Genomic DNA, 20,647 nt, shown 5'->3' on the forward strand with positions numbered 1-20,647 from the left:
GTAACCTGGTCCTGTGTTCTGGCCGGACGGGCAGGCGCTGCCGAGGTTCGCCAGCCCCGCTGCCCTGGACGTGCTCGACCTCAGGGATGCGCCGGCGGCGGACGTGCTGCTCGCCACGACGGCACAGGGCGTGGTCAACCGCGACCTTCCCCAGATCTGGCTGGTGCGCGAGGCCGACGAGGGCAGCCACACCTGGCTCGACACCCTCGCCCTCCCGGCCACCCCGGTCGCGGGCGTGGACGACCTCGTGGCGCGGCACCGGCGGCAGATCCGCGGCGCGGTCCTCGCCGACCCCGCGGTGCCCGCGACGGTCAACGTGGCCACCACCCTGGCCGGCCTGGAGGACGCCGTCGTGGCCGGCCCCGACGCGGCCGACCGGCTCGGCCTGCCCATCCTGGCCGACCTCCGCGGGCGGTTCGACGAAGACCGGCAGGCGTACCGGTGGGCGGTCGACCGGCTGTGGCCGCGCACCACGCACCGGATGCTCGTGGGACTGAGCCCGGACGTTCCCGGCTTCCTGCGGGACTACGCCGTCGCCAACCGGGCGTTCGTGATCTGGACCCACGCGCGCGACCGCACGCTCCTCAAAGGACTTCTGGCCGACATGCCGCCGAACTCGCCCTACGTGGGCTGGTGGCCGAGCGGCGTGTCCGGCGAGAGCCGCGGCACCGAGCTCGCCTCCCGGCACGCCGTATACGTGGTGCCCGCCGACTTCGCGCACAACCTCACCGTCTTCGGCGGCGTGCGGTCTGCGCTGGCGGCGCCGCCGTCACCCGAGGTGCCACCGCTGGAAGACCGCGTGTACGTCACGTTCACGATGACCGACGGCGACAATCTCCAGTACTGCCAGCACGCGATGCGCCGGCTCTGGGACACGCCCGAGCGCGGGCGGGTGCCGCTCAACTGGACGGTCAGCCCGCTGCTCCGCGACGCCGCCCCCGCGATCCTGGCCTACTACCAGCGCACCGCCACCCCGAACGACCTGCTGGTGGCGGGGCCGTCCGGCGCCGGGTACGCGTATCCAGGCGTGTGGCCGGCCCGCCACCTGCCCGCCTTCACCCGGCAGACCGCCGAGTACTCGCTCGACCCCGGCCCACCGGTGGTCAACGTGCTCAACCGCGCGCGCCGCATCGACCGCGACATGTCACGGCGCCGGTTGGCCGCCTACGCGCGGGATGTGGCGCCGCTCGGCATCCTCCAGCACTGGACCTTCCGCCACCGCGTGAAGACGGTGTCGGGTCTCCCCGTCGCGACCGGCCGTCTCGTGTCCACTGTGGAGGAGTGCCGCCGGGTGCTCGCCCGCGCGGCCGGACCAGGCCCGCGCTTCGTGTCGATCGGCGTGCTCGCCTGGTCGATGACCCCGTCCGACGCCGCCACGCTGGCGTCCGAACTGGACGATCGGTACCGCGTGGTCCGCGCCGACCATTTCTTCCACCTCATCCGCCGGCGCGGAGCACCTCGCTGAGCCGCCGGCGGCGGCGTACGGCGGACTCGACCGGCACCACGACGGCGACCGCGGCAAGAAACGCGACAGCGACCAGGCTGACGCCCCACCACGGCACCGCCACCCCCGGGTCGTCGCCCGTGCCGGTGACCAGCCGCAGCGCCAGCGGCCCGAACGTCAGGTGGGCGAGCAGGATCCCGATCAGCGGCCCGCCGACCGCCGCGACCGCCACCGGTGGCAGCAGCTCTCCGGCGGCGACCCAGCGGGCCTCGCGTACCCGCAGGCCGAGCGTCCGCAGCCGGCTGAGGGTCTGCCACCGGTCGGGTGCGCCCGCGGCCGCGCCCAGCGCGAGCCCGAGCAGGCCCAAAGCCACCAGTGCCGCGGCCGAGATCTCGGCCAGCCGCAGGAGGCCGGCGGTGAGCGGCGCGGTGCGGCGTTCACGCAGCACGTCCGCGCGGAGCACGGCGGCATGCCCGGCCAGCGCCTGAGCCGTCCCGGGGCCGGTGACCCACACGGTGTTCGGCACCGCGGGCGCGCCGGCGGCGGTGAGGGCGGCGGCGTCCACGATGACGACGTCGGCGGCCGCACCGACGGCGGGTGCCGTGCCCACCGCCTTGAGCGTGATGGCCGGTGCGTCGTCCCTGGGCAGCCGCATCCGCATCCCGGTTCGCAGGCTGCCGTCGCCGGAACGCACCAGCGCGGGCACGTCGCCCTGAGCCGGCGGCGCTAGCTGGGCGAGGTCCGGGGCGTCCGGCAGTGGGGTGGTGGCCAGCAGCCGCTGGAACGCGGCGGCGTCCACGATCACCAGGCGTGGGGTCACGAGCGTCGCGTCGGTGGTGACCCGGGCGCCGTCGATGACCTGTGCCGCGACGGCCTGCCGGACGCCCGGCGCGGCGGCGACGCTTCGGGTCAGCGCGGCCACGTCGATTCCCGCGGCGGGGTTGACGTCCAGGCGGGCATCGGCGCCGACGGTGCGCCAGGCCCCGTCCGCCAGGCCCCGTTCGGCGGTGGCGTCGAGCGTGAGCGCGAAGGAGGCCAGCGCGGCGGCGGCGACCATCACCAGCAACGGCAGCGCGCGCGTTGACGTCGCGGCGGCGCGGGCGGTGCCGAAGACGGCCAGCGGGCGCCGCGAGCGCAGGGCCCGGCGCAGCGCGAGGCGCGTGCCGGCCGGCAGCAGCCACAGCAGGGCGAGCGTGCCGGAGATGGCGGCGAGGGCGGGTGCGCTCGACGGGAGCGCCGCACCGCCGCCGTCGCCACTCGGCGGAACGATCCCGCGCTGGTGCAGCGCGACAAGCGCGGCGACCGCGGCGATCACGACCGCGGCCTCCAGCGCGGCGCGGCGCAGCTGCCTGGTTTGCCGGATCCAGCGGCGCGCGGCCCGGTTGGCCGGAGCGCGCCGGTCGCGGGTGGACCGGGCGGCGTAGAGCGTGCCGAACCCCGGACCCGCCGCGGCCGCGGCGAGGGCCACCGGAACCGCCCACCACCAGGAGATGCCGGGCGTGACGGCGCGGGCCAGCGCGAGCCCGGCCGCGGCTGCCACCAGCGCGACGGCGGCGGACTCGATCAGCAGCTCGGCGCCGAGGTCGGCGAGGCCGACGCCGCGTTGCCGGGCGGCGGCCAGTGCCGGCAGGCGGCGGCGCATCAGCAGGTCCGCGGCGAGCAGCAGCACCAGTACCGCGCCGGCCAGGACACCGGTGAGCAGGACAGACGCCTGCGCGGACGCGGCGTCGACCCGGGTCCGCACCTCGCGTAGCACGAAGTCGAGCTGTGACTCCCACTTCAGGGACGTGTCGCCGACGTTCGAGGCGCCGGACGTGGCCTTGAGGGTGGCCAGCGCCGCGGTGATCGCCTGGGCGGAGTCCGAGTCGAGCGCGTCCGGGTCGGGGGAGAACCGGACGGTGCGGTCGAGCTCTTCCCGGTCGAACGCGAGCCGGGCGTCGGGCAGTGACTCGGGGGAGAGCAGGCCGCCGAGCCGGGTGGTGCCCACCCCGTCCGCGCCGGCCACCGGCCGCAGCAGCCAGGGCGCCAGCCGCCAGGTGGGGTCGGCGCTGTCCGTCGCCCGGAAGATGCCGCTCACCCGGACGTCCTTGACCCGCCGGTACTGGTCCACGAGCGGGATGCGGTCGCCGGGCCGCAGGCCGAGCGCTTCTGCGTCTACTTCGGACAGACCGACCTGTACCTGCCACGGCGGCCCGTTGTAGGGGACCGTGACGGCCCCGTCCACGGTGGACTCCGGTGGGCCGCCGGCGACCCAGGTGACCCGCGACGGGTCGCTGTACGGGCCGTGCTCGTCGACCAGGTAGGTGAGCCGGAACGTGCGCGGCAGGCTGCCGTCTGTGATTTTGAGGGTGGGGCCGTTGACCGTGGCGACGGGCGGGCGCAGCACGGCGGCCAGGGCGGGGTCGAGGTCCAGCTTCGCCCGGTCGCGGAAGTTGTCCATGTCCTCGGCCAGGCGCGGTGCGCGGACCCGCCCGCCGGGCCCGTCGTCGTACTCCCATCGGGCGTGGGCCAGGACGTCGGCGTCCCGGCCGGCCGCGCGGACCGCGTCGCGTACCGCGTCGTCGGCCGCGGCGCGCAGCAGCGGTGGCGTCGCGCCGGCGAGCAGCGCGACGACCACGACGACGGCGGCGGCCAGCAGCAGCGGCCCGGTGTCGGCGCGGGCCCGGCCCCGGACGCTGGGCCAGTGAATGGCGGGCGTCCGCGGCCGGATCACGACGCCACCCGCAGGTGCGCGGCGTCGGCCCGGCGCGCCTGCGACACGACCACGGCGGTCGCCGCGAGCGCGCACCCGGCCAGCAGCACGGCGATCAGGGCGGCCTCCGCGGCCCACGGCCAGGTGGGCACGACGGCCGGCACCGGTACGGCTCCGGTGTCGGAGCGGACCATGAGCGGTGCGACGATGCGGGTAGCGAGCGCGCCGACCGCGGCGCCGGCCAGCGTCAGGGGCAGCAGCACGCCGGCGTGCTGGCCGAGCAGGACGGCGCGGATCTCTCGCCGGTACATGCCCAGGCCGCGCAGCCGCGCCACCTCCACGGCACGTACCCGCAGGTCGAACGTCAGGTGCAGGATCGCGCCGGCGAACAGCAGCAGAGCCGTCGCGGGCACGAGCAGCCGCAGTGCCGCCGGGAGCCCGGCGCGGGGCGGGCTGCCGATGAGCCGCGCGGTCTCGCCGGCCCGCGATGCGCCGCCACCGGCGCCGGCGACGGGGTTTCCGACCCACCAGGCGTCGACCGGGTACTCCAGGTCGCCGCTGACCACCAGCGCGCGGGAAAGCGTGTCCACGTCGGCCAGGATCGCGGCCGCGCCCGGGGCGGACGGGACCGTCGGCACCACCTCGGCCACCCTGATCGACACCGGCGTGGTGCCGATCGGGACGCTGAGTTCGGTTCCTTTGTGGACACCGAGGTCGCCGGCGAGGCGGCTGGAGACGGCGACCGGCACCGGCCCGGGATCGGCAAAGGCGGTCGCGACGAGCGTGCGGGCCGCGCCCTCCGGTCCCGCCGGCTGCACCGTCGCCGTCATCTTCAGCCGCGTGCCGGTGACCACGATCGCCGGATCGGTGAGCCGCGCGGGTGAGGGCGGTGGGGAGGTGGCCGTCCAGGGTGAGCCCGCCGCCCCCGGCACGGTGAGCGTGATCGCGATGTCACCGCTGGCCTCCGCGGGCGAGACCGGCAAGGCGACGCCGACCAGCCGCAGGCCGTCGACCGGTGCGCAGTCGGCCAGCCGGTGTGTGGTGCCGTCGAGGAGGATCGGCTCACCCTCGCAGGTGGTCCGCAGTCCCGTGGCGTCCTGCATCAGCAGCCGAGGGGTAACGACGATCCCGGCGCCGCCCGTCCCGGTGATCGTGAGCGCGTCGCCGGCCGGGACGGCGATGCCCTCGACGCGGGTGGGAGGCGCGAGCGCGGCACCGACGTCCGCCCAGGTCCGGTCGCCGTCCAGCCGTCCGCGCAGCAGCGATCCGGCCCGCGCCGCGTTGACGGCGACAAGTCGCGGCGGGTCGCCGGCGCTGCCGATCCACTGCCCGACGGCGATACCACGGTCGGTCGCCGGGCTGACCGTGCCACCGGTCGCCGCGATGACGGCCGCACCGTCGCCCGGGCCCGGCGCGGCGGCGAGGGTGAGCGCGAGGTCGGTGCCGACCGACAGGTCCGCCTGGTCGTGCTGCGAACGTTCCCACGTCGCGTCGAGCGCCACCCCGAACGTGCCGGCCGCGCAGGCGAGGCCGATCAGCAGGCCGGCGGCCATCGCGTGGTAACGGCGCGCGGCCTCGAACGCGGCCAGTGGAAACGCCAGCCCGCGGGCCCTGCGCGCCAGCCGGTCCAGGCCGTGCAGGGCGGGCGGCGCCACCCGCAGCGCCAGCGCGGCACCGGCGGTGAGCAGGAGCGCGGGCGCGACCACGCGGACGGCGTCGGCGCGCGTGCCGGAGCCGGTCGGCTGGCTGTTCAGCTGCCACCAACCCACGGCGGCGAACGCCACGAGCAGCAGGTCGGCACCGGATCGGGCGAGCAGCTCGCGCCGGCCGCGGCGCTCACCCGGCCCGGGGGAGCGCCGGATCGCGAGGACGACGAGCACCGCCGCGAGCGCCACCGCCCCGGCGGCGACCGCGAGCACCTGCGTGCCGTCGACGCCCGGTCCGGTGGTGAGCCCGGCGCCGGCCAGCGGCGACAGGTGGGTCAGACCGGCGTGCAGGGCCGACGACGCGGGTATCGCGATCGCCACGGCGAGCAGGGCGAGCGCGATGCCCTCGACGGTCGCGGCGGCGGCGAGCTGGCCGCCGCTGACGCCCAGCGCGGACAGTAGCGCGGTCTCCCCGGTACGCACGCCGGCGGTGAGCCGGCCGGCCAGCGCGAGGGCGGCCGCGGTCAGCACGCAGCCGAGCACCGCGATCGCGAGCACCGCGGCGGCGGTAACCCGCTGCTGGTCGCGAGCGTTTCGCAGGGTCAGCGGCAGCGCGGACTCGACGCGCTGGATCCGCACCCGGTCGCCGAGGGCGGCGTCCAGCCGCCGGTCCGCGCCGGACATGTTGGCGGCGACGGCGTCCAGGTCGCGGCGAGCGGCGTGGGACAGGTCCGGCCGCGCCGTGACCTCCAGCCGGCCGATGAGCGAGCCGCTGGCCCACAGGTCGGCGAGGTCGACGAGAAACGGCCCGTACGCGTGGACGGGCTGCGGGTTCTGGCCCTGGAAGGCGAAGTCGTAGCCGGCACCGACGAGCGGGTCCCGCTCCCAGCCGGTACCCGGCAATGGCCGGACGACGCCGACGACGGTGACGTCGAGCGCGGGGGCCGGGTCGACGGCCAGCTCCTCGCCGAGGTGGACGCGGCTGCCGGGGGTGAGCCTGAGCGTCCGCGCCGTGGACTCGAGGACGACAGTTTCCAGCGGCGCCATGCCGGGCCGCGGCCAGCGGCCGGCCACCAGCCGTGCGCGGGCCGGAAGGTCGTCCAGGCCCGAGAGGTACGTCTCGGCCATCTCGCCGCCCGAGGGCAGGGACCGCATCACCGACGACGCGCGCATCGCCGTCGTCGCAGGAAACGGCGCGAGCGCCGAGGTCAGCACGGCGCGCGTGTCGGCGGCAACGGAGGCCGCGTCGGAGGCGCGGACGGTGACCGTGAAAGCGGTGGCCTTGACCTCGTCGGGGGCCGCGCGGGCCGCCACGACCTCGAGGGCCCGCTCGCCGGTGCGGGTGACCAGCAGGGCACAGGTGCCGAGCAGCGTGGCGCCGATCGTGACGACCGCCAGGAGGGCGGCCAGCAGCGGCCATTGCGCGCGGGCGCGGCGGGCCAGCAGCCTCAGCACGAGCTGCCGCTCACGGCTCGACCTGGCCGTCGTGTATCCGCATCACCCGGTCGGCCAGCTCCATCATCACCGGGTCGTGTGTGGACACCAGCACCGTGACGCCCTCGGATTCCACCACCCCGCGTAGCAGCGCCATCACCGACAGGCCCGTCTCGGCGTCCAACTGCCCAGTGGGCTCGTCCGCGATCAGCAGCCGCGGCGAGGCGGCCAGCGCGCGGGCGATCGCCACCCGCTGCTGCTGTCCGCCGGACAGCTCGTCCGGCCGCTGCTCGGCGTGGTCGGCCAGGCCGACAAGCTCCAGCAACAGCGCCACCCGCCGCTCACGCTCTTGCGTCGGCACCCGGGCGAGGCGCAACGGGACGCCGACGTTCTCCGCCGCCGACATCACCGGGATCAGCCCGAAGGTCTGGAACACGTAGGAGACCTTCGCCCGCCGCAGCCGGGACAGGCCGTCCTCGTCGAGCGCGGTGACCTCGGTGCCGTCGACCACGACGCTTCCCGCGTCCGGGCGGTCGAGGCCGCCGATGACGTTCAACAGGGTGGTCTTGCCGGAGCCGGAGCGCCCGACGAGGGCGACCATCGTGCCGGCCGTGACGTCGAAGGAGACGTCCCGCAACGCGTGCACGGACGTCGGCCCCGAGCCGAAACGCCGGTGCACACCGCGCACCGCGACGAGCGCGTCCGTCACGCGTCGCCGCCGGTGTCCGGGCGGATCTCGACGCGGTCGGCCTCCAGCGCCAACCGCACCCGCCTGGTCAGCGCCAGCGCCTCGCGGTAGTCGCGCGGCACCTGCACCCGCCCGGCCCTGTCCATCACCGCGTACTCCTCCGCGATCACGTGCGTGCCGCCGTCCTCGCGCGTGGCGGTGCGGCGCAGCACCTCGCTGCTGGTGCGCCCGTCCCGGATCGCCACGGTGCGCTCGACCTGGCCGCTGACGGCGGGGTCGTGGGTCACGACGACGACCGTGACGGCGAACTGGCGGTTGACGGTGCGCAGCGCCTCGAAGACCTCGGCCGACGTGGCCGCGTCGAGCTCGCCGGTCGGCTCGTCCGCCAGTAGTACGCGGGGCCGGTTGGCGAGCGCCACCGCGATCGCGACGCGCATCTGCTCGCCGCCGGACAGCTGGGCGGGGCGCCGGTCGGCGCAGCTCGCGACGCCGAGCGCCGCCAGCAGCTCGCCGGCGCGCTCGCGGCGGTCGCGGGCCGGTACGCGGGCGGCCGTCATCGGCAGGTCGACCATCTGGCGCGCGGTCAGGTACGGCACGAGGTTGCTCGCCGTCTGCTGCCGTACGAAACCGACCGTGTGCCGCCGGTAGTGCACGCGATCGGCCCGCGACATCGCCAGCAGGTTCCACCGGTCGACGCGCGCCCGCCCGGCGGTGGGCGCGTCGATCCCGGCGAGGATGGAGAGCAACGTCGACTTGCCCGAACCGGACGCCCCGACGACGGCGATCATCTCGCCGCGGTCGACGACCAGGTCCAGCCCTTGCAGCGCCTGCACCTCGACCGATCCGGTCTGGTAGATGCGGACAAGGCTCTCGCAGGCGATCATCGAGTGCGATCCTCGCGGCCGGGGTCGGCGGCGTCAATACGGGACCTCACACCTTGCCCGGCTGCCTCGTCGGGAAGGGTATGAACACCGCTTCCTGGATCATCGCCGGTCTGCTCGCTGTCGCCTTCCTGGCCAGCGGCGCCGCCAAGCTGGTCCTGCCCAAGGAGAAGCTGGCCACACTCCCCGGCGGGGCGTGGACCGAGGACTTCAGCGCCGGCGCCATCAAAGCGATCGGAACCGTGGAGGTACTCGCCGCCGCCGGCCTGGTCCTGCCCGCCGCGCTCGACGTCGCGCCCGTCCTGATGCCGCTGGCCGCCCTGGGCGTGGTGCTGCTGATGGTCGGCGCGATGATCACCCACCTGCGCCGCCACGAGTCGAGGGTGATCGCGGCCAATCTCGCCTATCTCGCCCTGGCCGGCTTCGTCGCCTGCGCCCGTTTCCTGGGCTGAAAAGCCGGGGCGATGTCACGCGCGCGGGGGGTGCGTCGTCTCCCATTGCGTGGACGACATGTTCGAAGAGCACCAGCCGCATCTGATGCGGGTGGCCTACCACCTGATGGGTACGGTCAGCGAGGCCGAGGACGCGGTGCAGGAGGCGTACCTGCGCCTCGTCCGCACCGGCGCCGAGGTCGACGATCCGCGGTCCTGGCTGACCACCACCGTGACGAGGATCTGCCTGGACCAGCTCACCTCGGCCCGGGCCCGCCGGGAGCGGTACGTCGGGCCGTGGCTGCCGGAGCCTGTCGTGGCCCCGGCGCCGGCGCTCGGCCCGGAAGACCGGCTCACCCTCGACGACTCGGTCAGCCTCGCCATGCTCGTGGTGCTGGAGTCGCTCAGCCCGGCCGAGCGGATCGTCTTCGTCCTGCACGAGGCGTTCGGGTTCGCGCACGCCGAGATCGCGGGCATCGTTGGCCGGCAGGAGACGGCGTGCCGGCAGCTGCTGGCCCGCGCGCGGCGGCACGTAGACGAGCGCGCCCCGCGCTTCACCCCGGACCGCGACGAGCACCGCACCGCGGTCACCGCGTTCCTGCGCGCGGCCGCGGACGGCGATCTCGACGCGCTGGCCGGCGTGCTCGACCCGCGGGTGGTCCTGCGCTCCGACGGCGGCGGCCAGGTCACCTCGGCGCGCCGCCCGGTGAGCGGAGCCCGCGACGTCGCGAGGCTGCTGCTCGGCCTGGCCGCCCGCGACCGCACGGACTGGCGGATGACGCCGGTCAACGGCATGCCGGGCGCGGTGTTCAGCCGCGCCGGCCGGGTGGTCGGGGTGATGGCGTTCACCGTCTTCGCCGGCCGGATCACCGAGATCGACTTCGTGCTCAACCCGGAGAAGCTGCGCCACCTGGGGGCCGTCCGCCATGACTGACCTCGCGTTCACCCGTACCGGCCGGGGCGAGCCGCTGGTGCTCGTACACGGCATCGGCGGCTCGAAGGCCACCTGGCAGCCGGTCGTCGTCCACCTCGCCGAGCGGTTCGACGTCATCGCCGTCGACCTACCCGGGTTCGGCGACTCCCCGGAGCTGCCGGCCACCGTAGAGCCGACGCCGGCCGCGCTCGCCGCGGCGCTCCTGGAGTTTCTCGACCGGCTCGGCGTGGGGCCGTTTCACATCGCCGGCAACTCGCTCGGCGGCTGGGTGGTCCTGGAGCTGGCCCGGATCCGCGAGGTGCGCACCGTCACCCTGCTCTCCCCGGCCGGGCTGTGGCGCGGCGGCGCCCCGCTGTACTGCCGGATCAGCCTCGGCGCAAGCCGGTGGATGGCGCGCCGGGCCACCCGCCTGCTGCTGTGGGCGGTCGCGACCGCGGTCGGGCGGACGGTCACTCTCGCGCAGACCCACGGCCGGCCGTGGGCGATGAGCGCCGACTACGCCCGCACCTCGGTGCGCGCGCTGGCGAAGTGCACCGGCTTCGAGGCGACGATGCGCGCCACCAACACGCGGCGGTTCCTCGACGGCACCGGCATCGCCGCACCCATGACGCTCGCGTTCGGCAGCCGCGACATGATCCTGCTGCCGCGCCAGTCCCGGCACCTCGACCAGCTACCCGGCACCGTGCGGATCGACGCGCTGCCGCGCTGCGGCCACGTACCGATGGCCGATGACCCGCCGGTCGTCGCCGGCGTGATCACACGCGGCACCCAGGCGGGTTTCGAGGCGACGCGGTAACTTGTCCGGCGTCGAGCAGTCCCCTATGGAGCGGCTGAAGCTGGCTGTGCTCTCCGCGTGCAGCTCCGGCGCCATGGCCGCGCCCAGCACGCTGCGCGACCTGGGCCTGGGCGACGCCGCCGACCAGGTCGACCTGGCCGACGGGGCGGACCCGGGCGCTCCGGTGGGCCTGGCCCGGGGGATGGTCGAGGAGCTGGGCGTCGCGGTGCTCGCGATGCGCTATCCCATCGCCGACGGGTTCGCGGTGGGATCCGGTTCCCATGCGCGAGGCGATCCGCCGCGCGGCCGAAGGCGAACGCGGTGACGACCTCACCGCCGGCCTCGACGAAGCGAGTGCGGAGATCCTGCGCGCCTTCCTCGAAGCCCAGTCCGACGATCGCTAGCCGGCAGATTTCCACGTCCGCGTCACCTGCGGACCGTTTCTTGGGGTGCTTTCCCGCGGGCATCGCTCCCGGCCGGCGGCTCGGCCCCGCCTGGCCGGCCGCGGTCAGGGGCAGATCGGCGTGGATGACTGGTTCGCGGGGAGGTAGACGGAACGCTCGCGCGGGGTGAGGTCGCGGTTGGCCATCCGGCAAATCTTGTCGATGGCGGCGGCGACGGTGGGCATCCCGACCTCCCAGAGCTTCACCTCGCCCATCCAGCTGCCCGAGGCGAGAGTGCGCCCGTCGGGGCTGAACGACAGGGACAGCACATTGGCGAAATGGCCGACGAGGACGTCGCGGACCAGCCCGGTGGCCACATCCCACAGCCGGACGGTGCGGTCGTAACCGCCACTGGCCAAGGTGCGGCCGTCTGGGCTGAACGCGACCGTCATCACCTGCTGGGTGTGGTCGGTGAGAGTCAGGCGGGCCTGTCCACTTGCGACATCCCACATGCGCACGCCGTCCCAACTGCCGCTGGCGAGGGTCTTGCCGTCGGGGCTGAACGCCACCGCGTCGACGGCGCTAACGTGGCCGGTGAGCGTGCGGTACCGCCTGCTGGCCAGGTCCCACAGCCGGACCGTGCGATCGCCGCTGCCGGTGGCAAGGGTGCGGCCGTCCGGACTGAACGCCAGCGATATCACGCCGTCGGCGTGGCCAGGCAGCGTGGCACGCAGATGCCCGGTGGTGGCCTCCCACAGCCGGACGGTCTTGTCCGCGCCACCAGTCGCCACGGTGCGGCCGTCTCGACTGAAGGCCACCGACCACACCTCGTCGGTGTGGCCGCGGAGGGCGGCGCGTGTGCGCCTACTCGGCAGGTCCCACAACCGCCCGGTGCCGTCGAGGCTCACCGTGGCCAGCGTCTTTCCGTCCGGGCTGAACGCCACCTCCGGGACCCAGCCGGTGTGTCCGGCCAGCGTGGCCCGCGGTGGTCCACCGGTCGGGGCCCACAGCTGGGCGTTGCCGTCCGTGCTGCCGGTGACGAGGGTGTGCCCGTCCGGGCCGATCTGCACCGTCCCCATGTTGGTCTCGCCGATGGTGAAGCTGACGCGAGGCTGGCCGACGGTCAGGTCCCAGAGCCTGGTGCCGTTGAGGCTGGCGGCGGCGATCATGCGCCCGTCGGGGCTGAATGCCGCCACGCCGGTGCCGGTGCCGGGTAGCGTGCCCCGCGGCTCTCCGGTGGCCACCTCCCACAGCCGGGGCCTGCCGTCGCTGCCGCTCGTTGCCAATATCCGGCCGTCCGGGCTGAAGTCCGTGACGTTTACGTCGGCGGTGTGGCCGGTGAGAGTGGAGCGCGGTCGCAGCGTGGCGACATCCCACAGGAGGGCCGTGTGGTCAAAGCTCCCGGTGGCCAGAGTGCGCCCGTCCGGGCTGAACGCCACCGCCCGCACCCCGGCGGTGTGGCCGTGGAGAGTGGCTCGCGGTCGCCGGCTGGTCAGATCCCACAGACGCACCGTGCGGTCTTCGCTGGAGGTGGCCAACGTGCGTCCGTCTGGGCTGAACGCGACGTTCCACACGTGGTCGCTGTGGCCGGCGAAGGTGGCGCGCGGTCGCCCGGTGGCGACGTCCCACAGTCGCACGTTCGGGTTGTTGCTGCTGGCGGCGAGGGTGCGCCCATCTGGACTGAACACGATCGTGTACACGTCAAGGGCGTCGGCGCGCAGAGTGGCGCGGGACCGCGTGCTGGCCAAATCCCATAGCCGCAGGGTGCCGTCTGCGCTGGCCGTGGCCAAAGTGCGACCATCCGGGCTGAACTCCACTGTCCACACCGCTTCGGTGTGACCTTCGAGAGTGGCCCGCTCCCGCTTCCCGGCCAGGTCCCACAGCCGTGCCGTGCGGTCTTCGCCGGCTGTGGCCAGGGTGCTGCCGTCCGGGCTGAACGCCATCCACGGCACGCCCGCGGTGTGGCCGGTCAGCGTGGCGCGGAGTTGCCCGTCGGGCATGCTCCACAGCCGGACGGTGCCGTCGGCGGCGGCGCTGGCCAGGAGGTGCCCGTCCCGGCTGAATGCCACGGACCCCTGTGCGTCGACGTCTGCGTCGGTGCTCAGCAGCCGCAGGAGCGGGGAGGCCTCCGCGCTGTAGATGCTGCCGAGGGCCTCCTTGGTCGGACTCGTCCGGTAGGCCTGGACGGCCAGCAGTCCCGCCAGCTCGGGGTTGGAGCTGAAAAGGGCGGTGGACTGGGCGGCGAGCTGGCGGGACAGGGCCACCTCTTGTGCGGTGAGGGCGCTCTGCCGCTGCCGCAACGCGAGCCCCGTCGCGCCGAGGGCCACGACGAGCAGGGCGGCCAGCACCGCGGCCAGGATGCGGATGCGGCGGATCCCGATTCGTTGGTATCGCCGGCTGGCGGTCAGGAGGCTGGCGATGTGTGCCGGCAGCCGGCGCTGTCGCGACCAGTCGACGCCTTCGGCCAGGTCGCTGCCGTGCAGCAGATCGCCGGCCTCATGGTGGTCGGCCCAGCGGGTGTGCCGCTCCTCCGCGCGGCGCAGCCAGTCGTGGAAGCGATGGTCCTGGGCGACCCACTCACGCAGGGTGGCCCAGTCTCGGATGAGCGCCTCGTGGACGAGCTCGGCGACCGGGACGGCATCGGCGCCGTCCGGTCGCCCAGCCGTACGGGTTACCACGATGCGGTGATCGGTCAACACGGTCAGGACCTCGTCGACGCCGTGCTCGGACGGCTCGCCGCCGGCCGGGGCCGCGGTGCCGGCCAACTGGCGCAGCGCCGCTACGGACTTTTGCTGCCGGACCGCGGGGATGTGGTGGACGGTGTCGGCGGGGCGGACCAGCGCCGTGAGGATCCGCCGGGCGATCGCCCGCCGCCCGGTCGGCATCTCCGCGATGGCGCTGTCGCACCAGGTGGTCAGGGCCCCGGCGATGCCACCGATCCGCTGGTACGCCTCGTGCGTCAGGGCACCCTCGTGGCGGCGCTGCCACAGCTGCTGGAGGGTGAGCTCCAGCAGCGGAAGCATCGTGACCGGGGCGTGGCGTGCCGGCTCGGCGTGGAGGTCGGCGGCCAGCACGTCCGTGATGATCCGCTCGGGCAGACCCTCCTGGCAGTCGAGGCCCACGGCCTCGGCCGGCCTCGTGATGATGTCGCGCAGGTCCTGGACGTTGAGGTTTGCCGACACGTTGCACAGGCCTGGGCTCAGGGCCAGCAGCAACGCCGGCGCGTGCGAGGCCAGCCGGGGGTAGAAGTCGTCGCGCAGGGCCAGGACCACGCTCAGCCCGGGGGTGCCGATCGCGGCCGCCAACGCGTCGATCGCCCGCTGGTGGCTTGGGTCTTCCTCGTTGGCGACCGCCGGCGTCAACAACTCCTCGAACTGGTCGACGACCAGCAGGACACGGGAAGCGGACGGCTCGCCGGCCAGCCGGTCCGCGACCGCCGCACCGATCGGTCGGCTCTCCACGTCGTCGAGCCCCGCGCGGCGCAGCTCGGCCAGCAGATCTTTGCCGGGCCGGACCAGCGTCCTGATCCACCGGTCGCTGCCGGGCAATTGGCCCGCCGCCAGCGCGGGCAGGACACCCGCCTGGAGCACCGAGGACTTGCCGGCCCCGGACGGGCCGAGCAGCAGGACGCCGCGCGGGTGGGCGGCCAGCGCGGCCAACACGTCGTGCACCGCCGCGTCGCGCCCGTGAAACCACTCGCTGTGCTCGGCGGTGAACGACTCAAGCCCTCGATACGGGCACACGTCGGTGCGGACGGTGCGGCGCCGCCCGGCCCGCAGCGCGGCCAACTCGCGCACCATTCGCGCATGCGATTCACGCCATGGTCGTAGATCGGGCTCGCCGGTCGCACCGGCGTGCAAAGCGCAGGCCCGGACGAATGCCTCTACGAACTCCCAAGGAGCCGCCGAGCGACCGGTCAGCTTGTCATGAATGGTCCCTCGCGTGTACGGCAAACCGACTTTATCGGTAAGTCTCACCAGATCGCGCACCGAGGGTCCGCCGGAATTGATCTGCAACTCGCGTAATCGCTCGGCGAAATCCTGCACGGGATCAGCGTGGCTCGCCACCTCGCCAGCACCGTGGGCGTCCATCTGCCGACCCCTCTCAGGTCAGGCCAGCCGCGCCGCGCTGTCCGCGAGTCGTCCGGGAACATCGCCGGACACCACATCGGACAGATGTCATGGGAGCCGCAAGCCCGATCCAGGATGTGCGATTCATCCTGCCAGGCCCGCGCTTATCGCGGTAGTCGCCGATTGGGCTGCGAAAGCAATTAGTGACCTCCTTCCACATTGCCTTCGAGGAGACCGCGATGAACCCCGACGTGATCACATTTGGTGGAGATCCCGAGCCATCGTCCACCTCGCCGACCAGGCGCCGAATGCGAAAGCTCGCCGAGAAGGCGACGCTCGTCGTGGCGACCGGCGCGGTCCTGCTGGCCGTCCACACGACCGGCGGCGACCGATCGCCGGAGGCCCAGCCGGCGGGGCCCGCCCTGCCCCCGCCGTCCGCCGAGACGATCTCGCCGGTACACCTCCAGCTTGTCGTGCCCGAGTCGGCGGCACCGGGCGAGCGGCTGACCGTGCTGGCGTTTCGCAACCGCCGGCTGTGCGGTGCGGCGGAGCTGCGCTTCGACGGCGCCCCGACGGCGCACAAGCTTCTCCGGTACGCGGCTCCGGCCAACCAGGACCACGCGCAGATCTTCATGGCGATGGACGTGCCCAGGTCCGCCAAGCCAGGTAGCCACGAAATCGCGCTGTACGGGCCGAAGCCGGGGGGCTCGGGTCCCATCTGCGGCGACGTCGCCGAGCATCAGGGCCGCCTCGCCACGGCCACCATCTCGGTCGACCGGTGAGCCGGCCTGGGTAGGCTTCGGTCCATGGCGGTGATGATCCAGAGCTGGCGCGATCTCACCTTCCTGCACTGGCGATACCCCGCCGATCAGGTGCAGGCACTCCTGCCGTCCGGTCTGACGGTGGAGACCCACGACGGCACCGCCTGGATCGGCCTGGTCCCGTTCCGGATGGAGGGCGTGCGCCTGCCCGGCGTTCCCGCACTCCCGTGGCTGTCCCGGTTTCCGGAGACCAACGTGCGCACCTACGTCCGCGGGCCGGACGGGCTCAGTGGCATCTGGTTCTTCTCGCTCGACGCCGGCCGGCTGCCCGCGGTGTCTGCCGGCCGGGCGGCGTATGGCCTGCCGTATTTCTGGTCCGGCATGGCCGTCGAGGTCGTCGGACCGCGCATGGTCTACCGCGCCCGCCGGCGCTGGCCGGGCACTGCCGGCGCCCGGTGCGACGTCTCGGTGCGCGTCGGTGAGGAGCTGGCCGAGACCGGCGTCCGGCCGCTCGACCACTTCCTCACCGCCCGATTCCGGCTCTACAGCCGGCTCGCCGGGCGCATGGTCGCCGCGAACGCCGAGCACCCGCCGTGGCCCCTGCGCCGGGCCGAGGTCGAGCACCTCGACCAGGACGTGGTACAGGCCGCGGGACTGCCCACGCCGGACCACGAGCCGCTCGTGCTCGCCTCGACCGGCGTCACCGTCCAGATTGGAATGTGGCGGCCGGTCTGACGATCGGCTCGACGGTCAGCTCGGCCGCCGTCGACGGTCAGAGCAGGGACAGCGCGGCGCGCGCGATGACCCAGCTCGTGTACTTCATCGCTTCGGACCTGACCCGATCCTTGTCCACGGGTGGAGTCACGGGCGTTTCCTCGCACGAGTGCCACGGCTCGCACGAACCACAGCTCGAACAGGTTCGAGTCGTCCTCGTACTGTCGCCATTCGGTGCAGTACGGCGCGATCTTCGTGATCACCGTGTTGTTGGCGCCGACCAGCGCCTGCCGTAGACCGTCGTTGCCGAGCCCGGTGTGCGACCGAGCCGTCATGGCAATCGGCCCGACCACGTTCACCGCCAGGCCGAGCAGGTCGACGGTGGGTTTGTCGTCGGGCGGCACGACCGGGTCGGGTTGCGGCGGCCGGACCTGAGCCGCCCGCAGGTGGGTGTCGATCAATGTCACGCACGTCGTGGCGTCCTGTGCCCACGCCCGCGCGGCGGCCGGCGCGAGCCGCTCGAGATCGGCGAACTCGTTGACGTGCCGGGTGGCGCAGGCGCGCACGCCGGCGATGGGTATCCGCTCCACGTGGGCCAGGACGTCGGCGCGGATGCCCGCCACCGCGGTCACCACTTGCCGGACCACCTGCTCGGGCTGGCCGCCGCCGGCGAGTGTGCCGTAGATCTGGGTGATCGGGCTGAGCAGCGAGCCGGTGTCGGCCTGCGCCGGCCGCGCACCGGGCACGTTTCCTAAGGTGTCGCCGTGACCTGGGCGATGCTGCGGATCACGCCGGCCGGCCACCAAAGCGCCAGGCGTGCACCTCGATGTCGGCGTACCGGTCCCGGGCCAGCAAAGCGCCCGCCTCGTGCGGGTCCGGCGCATGGACGAGTGCCGCGGTGCCCAGCCACACGGTGCCGTCGTCGGACAGCAGCGGCCCGTACGCGATCAACTCGTCCCGGCCCGCCGGCACCGCGAGGTCAGCGGCCGGCCCCGCGCCCAGCCCGAGCACCAGGTATCGGTCGCCACCGGTCCGGCCGCCAGGAAAGTCCCACATGTCGCGGCCCAACACATTGCGCCACCGGCGCAACAGCACATCCCGGTACACACCGGCCTGATAGTTGGGCTCGTCGAACGCGAACGCCCGCGCGGCGGCCGGATCGGGCAGGTCGACGATGTGCACGCTGCCGGTGGCCGTCTCACCGTCGCCGGCGAGAGTGGGGCCGCGAGCGATCATCTGTCCGGAGTATCGGTCCATGTAGGACCAATGCTCTTCCAACAGCTCCTCGCGCAGCGCCATCGAGTCGGACCGGTCACGGTGGTAGCAGAAGAACTCCATACCCCGCAGTCTGGCGTCCACGGCCGGCACGACGCGGAACGCCTCGGCGTGCGGCGTGCCGGCTACTCCAACGGGGAGGCGGCGAGCAGTTCGAGCGTGTCGATCACACGGTTGGAGAAGCCCCATTCGTTGTCGTACCAGGCGACGACCTTGACGTGGCGGCCGTCGACCCGGGTGAGGGCCGAGTCGAAGATCGACGACGCCGGGTTGCCGACGATGTCGGAGGAGACCAGGGGATCCTCCGAGTACTCGAGTACGCCGGTGAGCGGCCCGTCCGCCGCCACCCGGTACGCGGTCAGCACCTCGTCGCGGGTCACGTCCCGGGCGACGCTCGTGTTGAGCTCGACGATCGAGCCCACCGGCACCGGTACGCGGATCGAGTCGCCGGACAGCTTGCCGTCGAGGCGGGGCAGCACCTTGCCGATCGCCTTGGCGGCACCGGTCGTGGTCGGCGCGATGTTGACAGCGGCGGCGCGGGCGCGGCGGGCGTCGCGGTGCGGGCCGTCCTGGAGGTTCTGCTCCTGCGTGTAGGCGTGCACCGTGGTCATGAAGCCGTGCTCGATGCCGGCGAGCTCGTCGAGGACCGCGGCCAGCGGCGCCAGCGCGTTGGTCGTGCAGGAGGCGTTCGAGACGATCGTGTGCGCGGCCGGGTCGTACGCGTCGTTGTTGACCCCGTAGGCCAGCGTGACGTCCGCCCCGTCCGAGGGAGCGCCGACCAGCACCTTCTTCGCCCCCGCGGTGAGGTGGGCGCGGGCGGCGGCGGCCGACGTGAAGCGGCCGGTCACCTCGAGCACGATGTCGACGCCGAGCCGCGCCCAGGGCAGCTCGGCCGGTTCCCGCCGCGCGAGCACCGTGATGCGGCGACCGTCGACCACCAAGGCGTCCCCGTCGACGGTTACCGGCCGGCCCAGCCGACCGGCGGTGCTGTCGAACGCGAGCAGGCGGGCGAGGGCGGCGGGTTCGGTGAGATCGTTGACGGCGACGACGTCGAGCTTGCTGTCGCGTTCCAGCAGCGCGCGCAGCACATTGCGGCCGATACGGCCGAATCCGTTGATGGCGATGCGTGTCATGAGTCCAGATTCGGGTTTCGTGGCCGGCCGGGACAGCGGCGTGAGCGCCACGGTCCGCAAGGATCACGCCACCTGGTTGCCGCGGGCGAAGGTGCGGCGGTACTCGCTCGGGGTGGTGCCGAGGATGCGCCGGAAATGCAGCCGCAGGTTGGCCGCGGTGCCCAGCCCGACGTCGGCGGCGATCTGCTCGACGCTGCGCTGTGACCGTTCGAGCAGCTCGCGGGCCATGTCGATGCGGGCGCGCAGGACCCACTGCATCGGCGTGTACCCGGTGTCCTGGACGAACCGCCGGGAGAACGTGCGCGGCGACACCGCCGCGTGCTGGGCGAGAGTCTCGAGCGTGAGGGGCTTGTCGAGCCGGTGCAGCGCCCACTCGCGGGTAACCGCGAACCGTTCGCCGAGCGGCTCGGGCACGCTGCGCGGCACGTACTGCGCCTGGCCACCGCTGCGGTGCGGTGCCGCGACAAGCCGGCGGGCCGCGTGGTTGGAGGCGGCCACCCCAAGATCACCGCGCAAGATGTGCAGGCAGAGGTCGATGCCCGAGGCCGCGCCGGCCGACGTCAGCACACTGCCCTCGTCGACGAACAGCACATTTTCGTCCACCCGCACGGTCGGGTGCTTTTCCGCGAGCGCCCGGGTGTAGTGCCAATGCGTGGTGGCCCGCCGGCCGTCGAGCAGACCGGTCGCGGCCAGCGCGAACGCCCCCGTCGAGATCGCGGCCAGCCGCGCGCCCCGCCCGTGCGCGGCGATCAGCGCGTCGACCACGACCGGCGGGGGATCGTCACGGTCCGGAAAGCGGTAGCCCGGGATGAAGACGATGTCGGCCCATGCGAGCGCGTCAAGGCCGTCGGCGACGTGGTAAGAAAGGCCGTCACCGCCGGTCACCAGGCCGGGCGCCGGCCCGCACACCCGCACTTCGTACGGCATGCTCGCCCGCGTCGTGAACACCTGCGCCGGGATGCCCACGTCGAGCGGCTTCGCCCCCTCGAGCACGAGGACGGCGACCCGACGCAGACGACCGACAGCCACGACCCCACACTAGAAATCTTCCGCGTCGGCCGTCACCCGGGCAGCAGCGCGGCCCCTTCCTGATTACTGAGGAAAGGGGCCGTGAGCTGGGAGAATGTGTGGAGGTCCTACGGCGATACTCGAACTGCCAGGATCTCGTTGGTCCCATGATCGACGTACCGCGGCGGATCGAAGCAGGTGATCGGACGGACGAGCTTGGCGTCTTCAGTACCGGCGAACCGAGCATGACCCGGCGGCTGACCGAGGCGGAGCGAGAAGAGTTGGTCGAGCGCTTCAGGGCCGGGACCCGGATTCGCGCCCTCGCGGAGCAGTATGGCGTTAGCGAGAGTTGCGTGAAGCGCACGCTACGCCGAAGCG

16 protein-coding genes are annotated in these 20,647 nt (G+C 73.6%); 8 read left to right on the forward strand and 8 right to left on the reverse strand.

What is annotated here, in order from left to right:
- Positions 1–13: 13 nt before the first annotated feature.
- Positions 14–1,465, forward strand: a complete 1,452-nt coding sequence (locus ACTMTJ_RS17535; protein ID WP_441217780.1) for a hypothetical protein — start codon at positions 14–16, stop codon at positions 1,463–1,465.
- On the opposite strand, the gene ACTMTJ_RS17540 is transcribed toward ACTMTJ_RS17535, so the two are convergent.
- From ACTMTJ_RS17540 to ACTMTJ_RS17555, 4 genes are read right to left on the reverse strand one after another with little or no spacing between them, the layout of a single operon-like run.
- Positions 1,437–4,157 carry an FtsX-like permease family protein gene (locus ACTMTJ_RS17540; protein WP_441217782.1) on the reverse strand — a complete coding sequence of 907 codons (2,721 nt, stop codon included), beginning with the start codon at positions 4,155–4,157 and terminating at the stop codon, positions 1,437–1,439. The two genes, ACTMTJ_RS17535 and ACTMTJ_RS17540, sit on opposite strands and share 29 nt — an antisense overlap.
- Entirely contained in the window at positions 4,154–7,237 is a 3,084-nt protein-coding gene (locus ACTMTJ_RS17545; RefSeq protein WP_441217784.1) for an FtsX-like permease family protein, read from the reverse strand. The genes ACTMTJ_RS17540 and ACTMTJ_RS17545 overlap by 4 nt, the downstream gene beginning before the upstream one ends.
- Positions 7,238–7,247: 10 nt before the next feature.
- Positions 7,248–7,925 (reverse strand): ABC transporter ATP-binding protein, encoded by a 678-nt coding sequence (locus tag ACTMTJ_RS17550; protein ID WP_441217786.1) that lies wholly within the window; start codon positions 7,923–7,925, stop codon positions 7,248–7,250.
- On the reverse strand, positions 7,922–8,788 hold the full coding sequence (locus ACTMTJ_RS17555; RefSeq protein WP_441217788.1) for an ABC transporter ATP-binding protein: 867 nt from the start codon (positions 8,786–8,788) through the stop codon (positions 7,922–7,924). The genes ACTMTJ_RS17550 and ACTMTJ_RS17555 overlap by 4 nt, the downstream gene beginning before the upstream one ends.
- Before the next feature lie 80 nt (positions 8,789–8,868).
- On the opposite strand from ACTMTJ_RS17555, the gene ACTMTJ_RS17560 reads away from it, so the two are divergent.
- The 5 genes from ACTMTJ_RS17560 to ACTMTJ_RS17580 are packed head-to-tail and all read left to right on the forward strand — an operon-like array spanning position 8,869 to position 11,329.
- Positions 8,869–9,237, forward strand: a complete 369-nt coding sequence (locus tag ACTMTJ_RS17560) for a DoxX family protein (protein ID WP_441217790.1) — start codon at positions 8,869–8,871, stop codon at positions 9,235–9,237.
- Positions 9,238–9,295: 58 nt separating this feature from the next.
- Positions 9,296–10,150, forward strand: a complete 855-nt coding sequence (sigJ, locus tag ACTMTJ_RS17565; protein ID WP_441217792.1) for an RNA polymerase sigma factor SigJ — start codon at positions 9,296–9,298, stop codon at positions 10,148–10,150.
- Complete coding sequence (locus ACTMTJ_RS17570) at positions 10,143–10,946, forward strand: alpha/beta fold hydrolase (protein WP_441217794.1); 804 nt, start codon at positions 10,143–10,145, stop codon at positions 10,944–10,946. Before sigJ ends, ACTMTJ_RS17570 begins: the two co-directional genes overlap by 8 nt.
- A gap of 25 nt (positions 10,947–10,971) precedes the next feature.
- Positions 10,972–11,250: a hypothetical protein gene (locus tag ACTMTJ_RS17575; protein ID WP_441217796.1), complete on the forward strand. Its 279-nt coding sequence runs from the start codon at positions 10,972–10,974 to the stop codon at positions 11,248–11,250.
- A complete protein-coding gene (locus ACTMTJ_RS17580; RefSeq protein ID WP_441217798.1) occupies positions 11,207–11,329 on the forward strand; it encodes a hypothetical protein in 123 nt (40 codons plus the stop codon). Before ACTMTJ_RS17575 ends, ACTMTJ_RS17580 begins: the two co-directional genes overlap by 44 nt.
- A gap of 104 nt (positions 11,330–11,433) precedes the next feature.
- On the opposite strand, the gene ACTMTJ_RS17585 is transcribed toward ACTMTJ_RS17580, so the two are convergent.
- Positions 11,434–15,108: an nSTAND1 domain-containing NTPase gene (locus tag ACTMTJ_RS17585; protein WP_441217800.1), complete on the reverse strand. Its 3,675-nt coding sequence runs from the start codon at positions 15,106–15,108 to the stop codon at positions 11,434–11,436.
- 578 nt (positions 15,109–15,686) lie between these two features.
- Between ACTMTJ_RS17585 and ACTMTJ_RS17590 the strand changes: the two genes are divergently transcribed.
- Positions 15,687–16,160 carry a hypothetical protein gene (locus tag ACTMTJ_RS17590; protein WP_441217801.1) on the forward strand — a complete coding sequence of 158 codons (474 nt, stop codon included), beginning with the start codon at positions 15,687–15,689 and terminating at the stop codon, positions 16,158–16,160.
- A gap of 24 nt (positions 16,161–16,184) precedes the next feature.
- Positions 16,185–16,874 carry a YqjF family protein gene (locus tag ACTMTJ_RS17595; protein WP_441217803.1) on the forward strand — a complete coding sequence of 230 codons (690 nt, stop codon included), beginning with the start codon at positions 16,185–16,187 and terminating at the stop codon, positions 16,872–16,874.
- 765 nt (positions 16,875–17,639) lie between these two features.
- Here the strand turns inward: ACTMTJ_RS17595 and ACTMTJ_RS17600 are convergent.
- The 3 genes from ACTMTJ_RS17600 to ACTMTJ_RS17610 all read right to left on the reverse strand — a co-directional run bounded on the left by ACTMTJ_RS17600 (position 17,640) and on the right by ACTMTJ_RS17610 (position 20,290).
- On the reverse strand, positions 17,640–18,191 hold the full coding sequence (locus ACTMTJ_RS17600; protein WP_441218228.1) for a YciI family protein: 552 nt from the start codon (positions 18,189–18,191) through the stop codon (positions 17,640–17,642).
- A gap of 62 nt (positions 18,192–18,253) precedes the next feature.
- Positions 18,254–19,261, reverse strand: coding sequence for a type I glyceraldehyde-3-phosphate dehydrogenase (gap, locus tag ACTMTJ_RS17605; RefSeq protein ID WP_441217805.1), 1,008 nt, complete (start codon positions 19,259–19,261; stop codon positions 18,254–18,256).
- A gap of 63 nt (positions 19,262–19,324) precedes the next feature.
- Positions 19,325–20,290 (reverse strand): GlxA family transcriptional regulator, encoded by a 966-nt coding sequence (locus tag ACTMTJ_RS17610; RefSeq protein WP_441217807.1) that lies wholly within the window; start codon positions 20,288–20,290, stop codon positions 19,325–19,327.
- Between the last annotated feature and the right edge of the window lie 357 nt (positions 20,291–20,647).

The organism is Phytohabitans sp. LJ34 (genome assembly GCF_052068095.1).
In the GTDB taxonomy this organism is placed as follows: domain Bacteria; phylum Actinomycetota; class Actinomycetes; order Mycobacteriales; family Micromonosporaceae; genus Phytohabitans.

Excerpts from the sequence above, each read along its gene's own strand:
- ACTMTJ_RS17595 (WP_441217803.1), top strand. The coding sequence starts at position 16,185 with ATGGCGGTGATGATCCAGAGCTGGCGCGATCTCACCTTCCTGCACTGG.
- ACTMTJ_RS17570 (WP_441217794.1), top strand. The coding sequence starts at position 10,143 with ATGACTGACCTCGCGTTCACCCGTACCGGCCGGGGCGAGCCGCTGGTG.
- ACTMTJ_RS17600 (WP_441218228.1), bottom strand. The coding sequence starts at position 18,191 with ATGGAGTTCTTCTGCTACCACCGTGACCGGTCCGACTCGATGGCGCTG.
- gap (WP_441217805.1), bottom strand. The coding sequence starts at position 19,261 with ATGACACGCATCGCCATCAACGGATTCGGCCGTATCGGCCGCAATGTG.
- ACTMTJ_RS17575 (WP_441217796.1), top strand. The coding sequence starts at position 10,972 with ATGGAGCGGCTGAAGCTGGCTGTGCTCTCCGCGTGCAGCTCCGGCGCC.
- ACTMTJ_RS17585 (WP_441217800.1), bottom strand. The coding sequence starts at position 15,108 with ATGGTGCGCGAGTTGGCCGCGCTGCGGGCCGGGCGGCGCCGCACCGTC.
- ACTMTJ_RS17580 (WP_441217798.1), top strand. The coding sequence starts at position 11,207 with ATGCGCGAGGCGATCCGCCGCGCGGCCGAAGGCGAACGCGGTGACGAC.
- ACTMTJ_RS17555 (WP_441217788.1), bottom strand. The coding sequence starts at position 8,788 with ATGATCGCCTGCGAGAGCCTTGTCCGCATCTACCAGACCGGATCGGTC.
- ACTMTJ_RS17590 (WP_441217801.1), top strand. The coding sequence starts at position 15,687 with ATGCGAAAGCTCGCCGAGAAGGCGACGCTCGTCGTGGCGACCGGCGCG.
- ACTMTJ_RS17560 (WP_441217790.1), top strand. The coding sequence starts at position 8,869 with ATGAACACCGCTTCCTGGATCATCGCCGGTCTGCTCGCTGTCGCCTTC.
- sigJ (WP_441217792.1), top strand. The coding sequence starts at position 9,296 with ATGTTCGAAGAGCACCAGCCGCATCTGATGCGGGTGGCCTACCACCTG.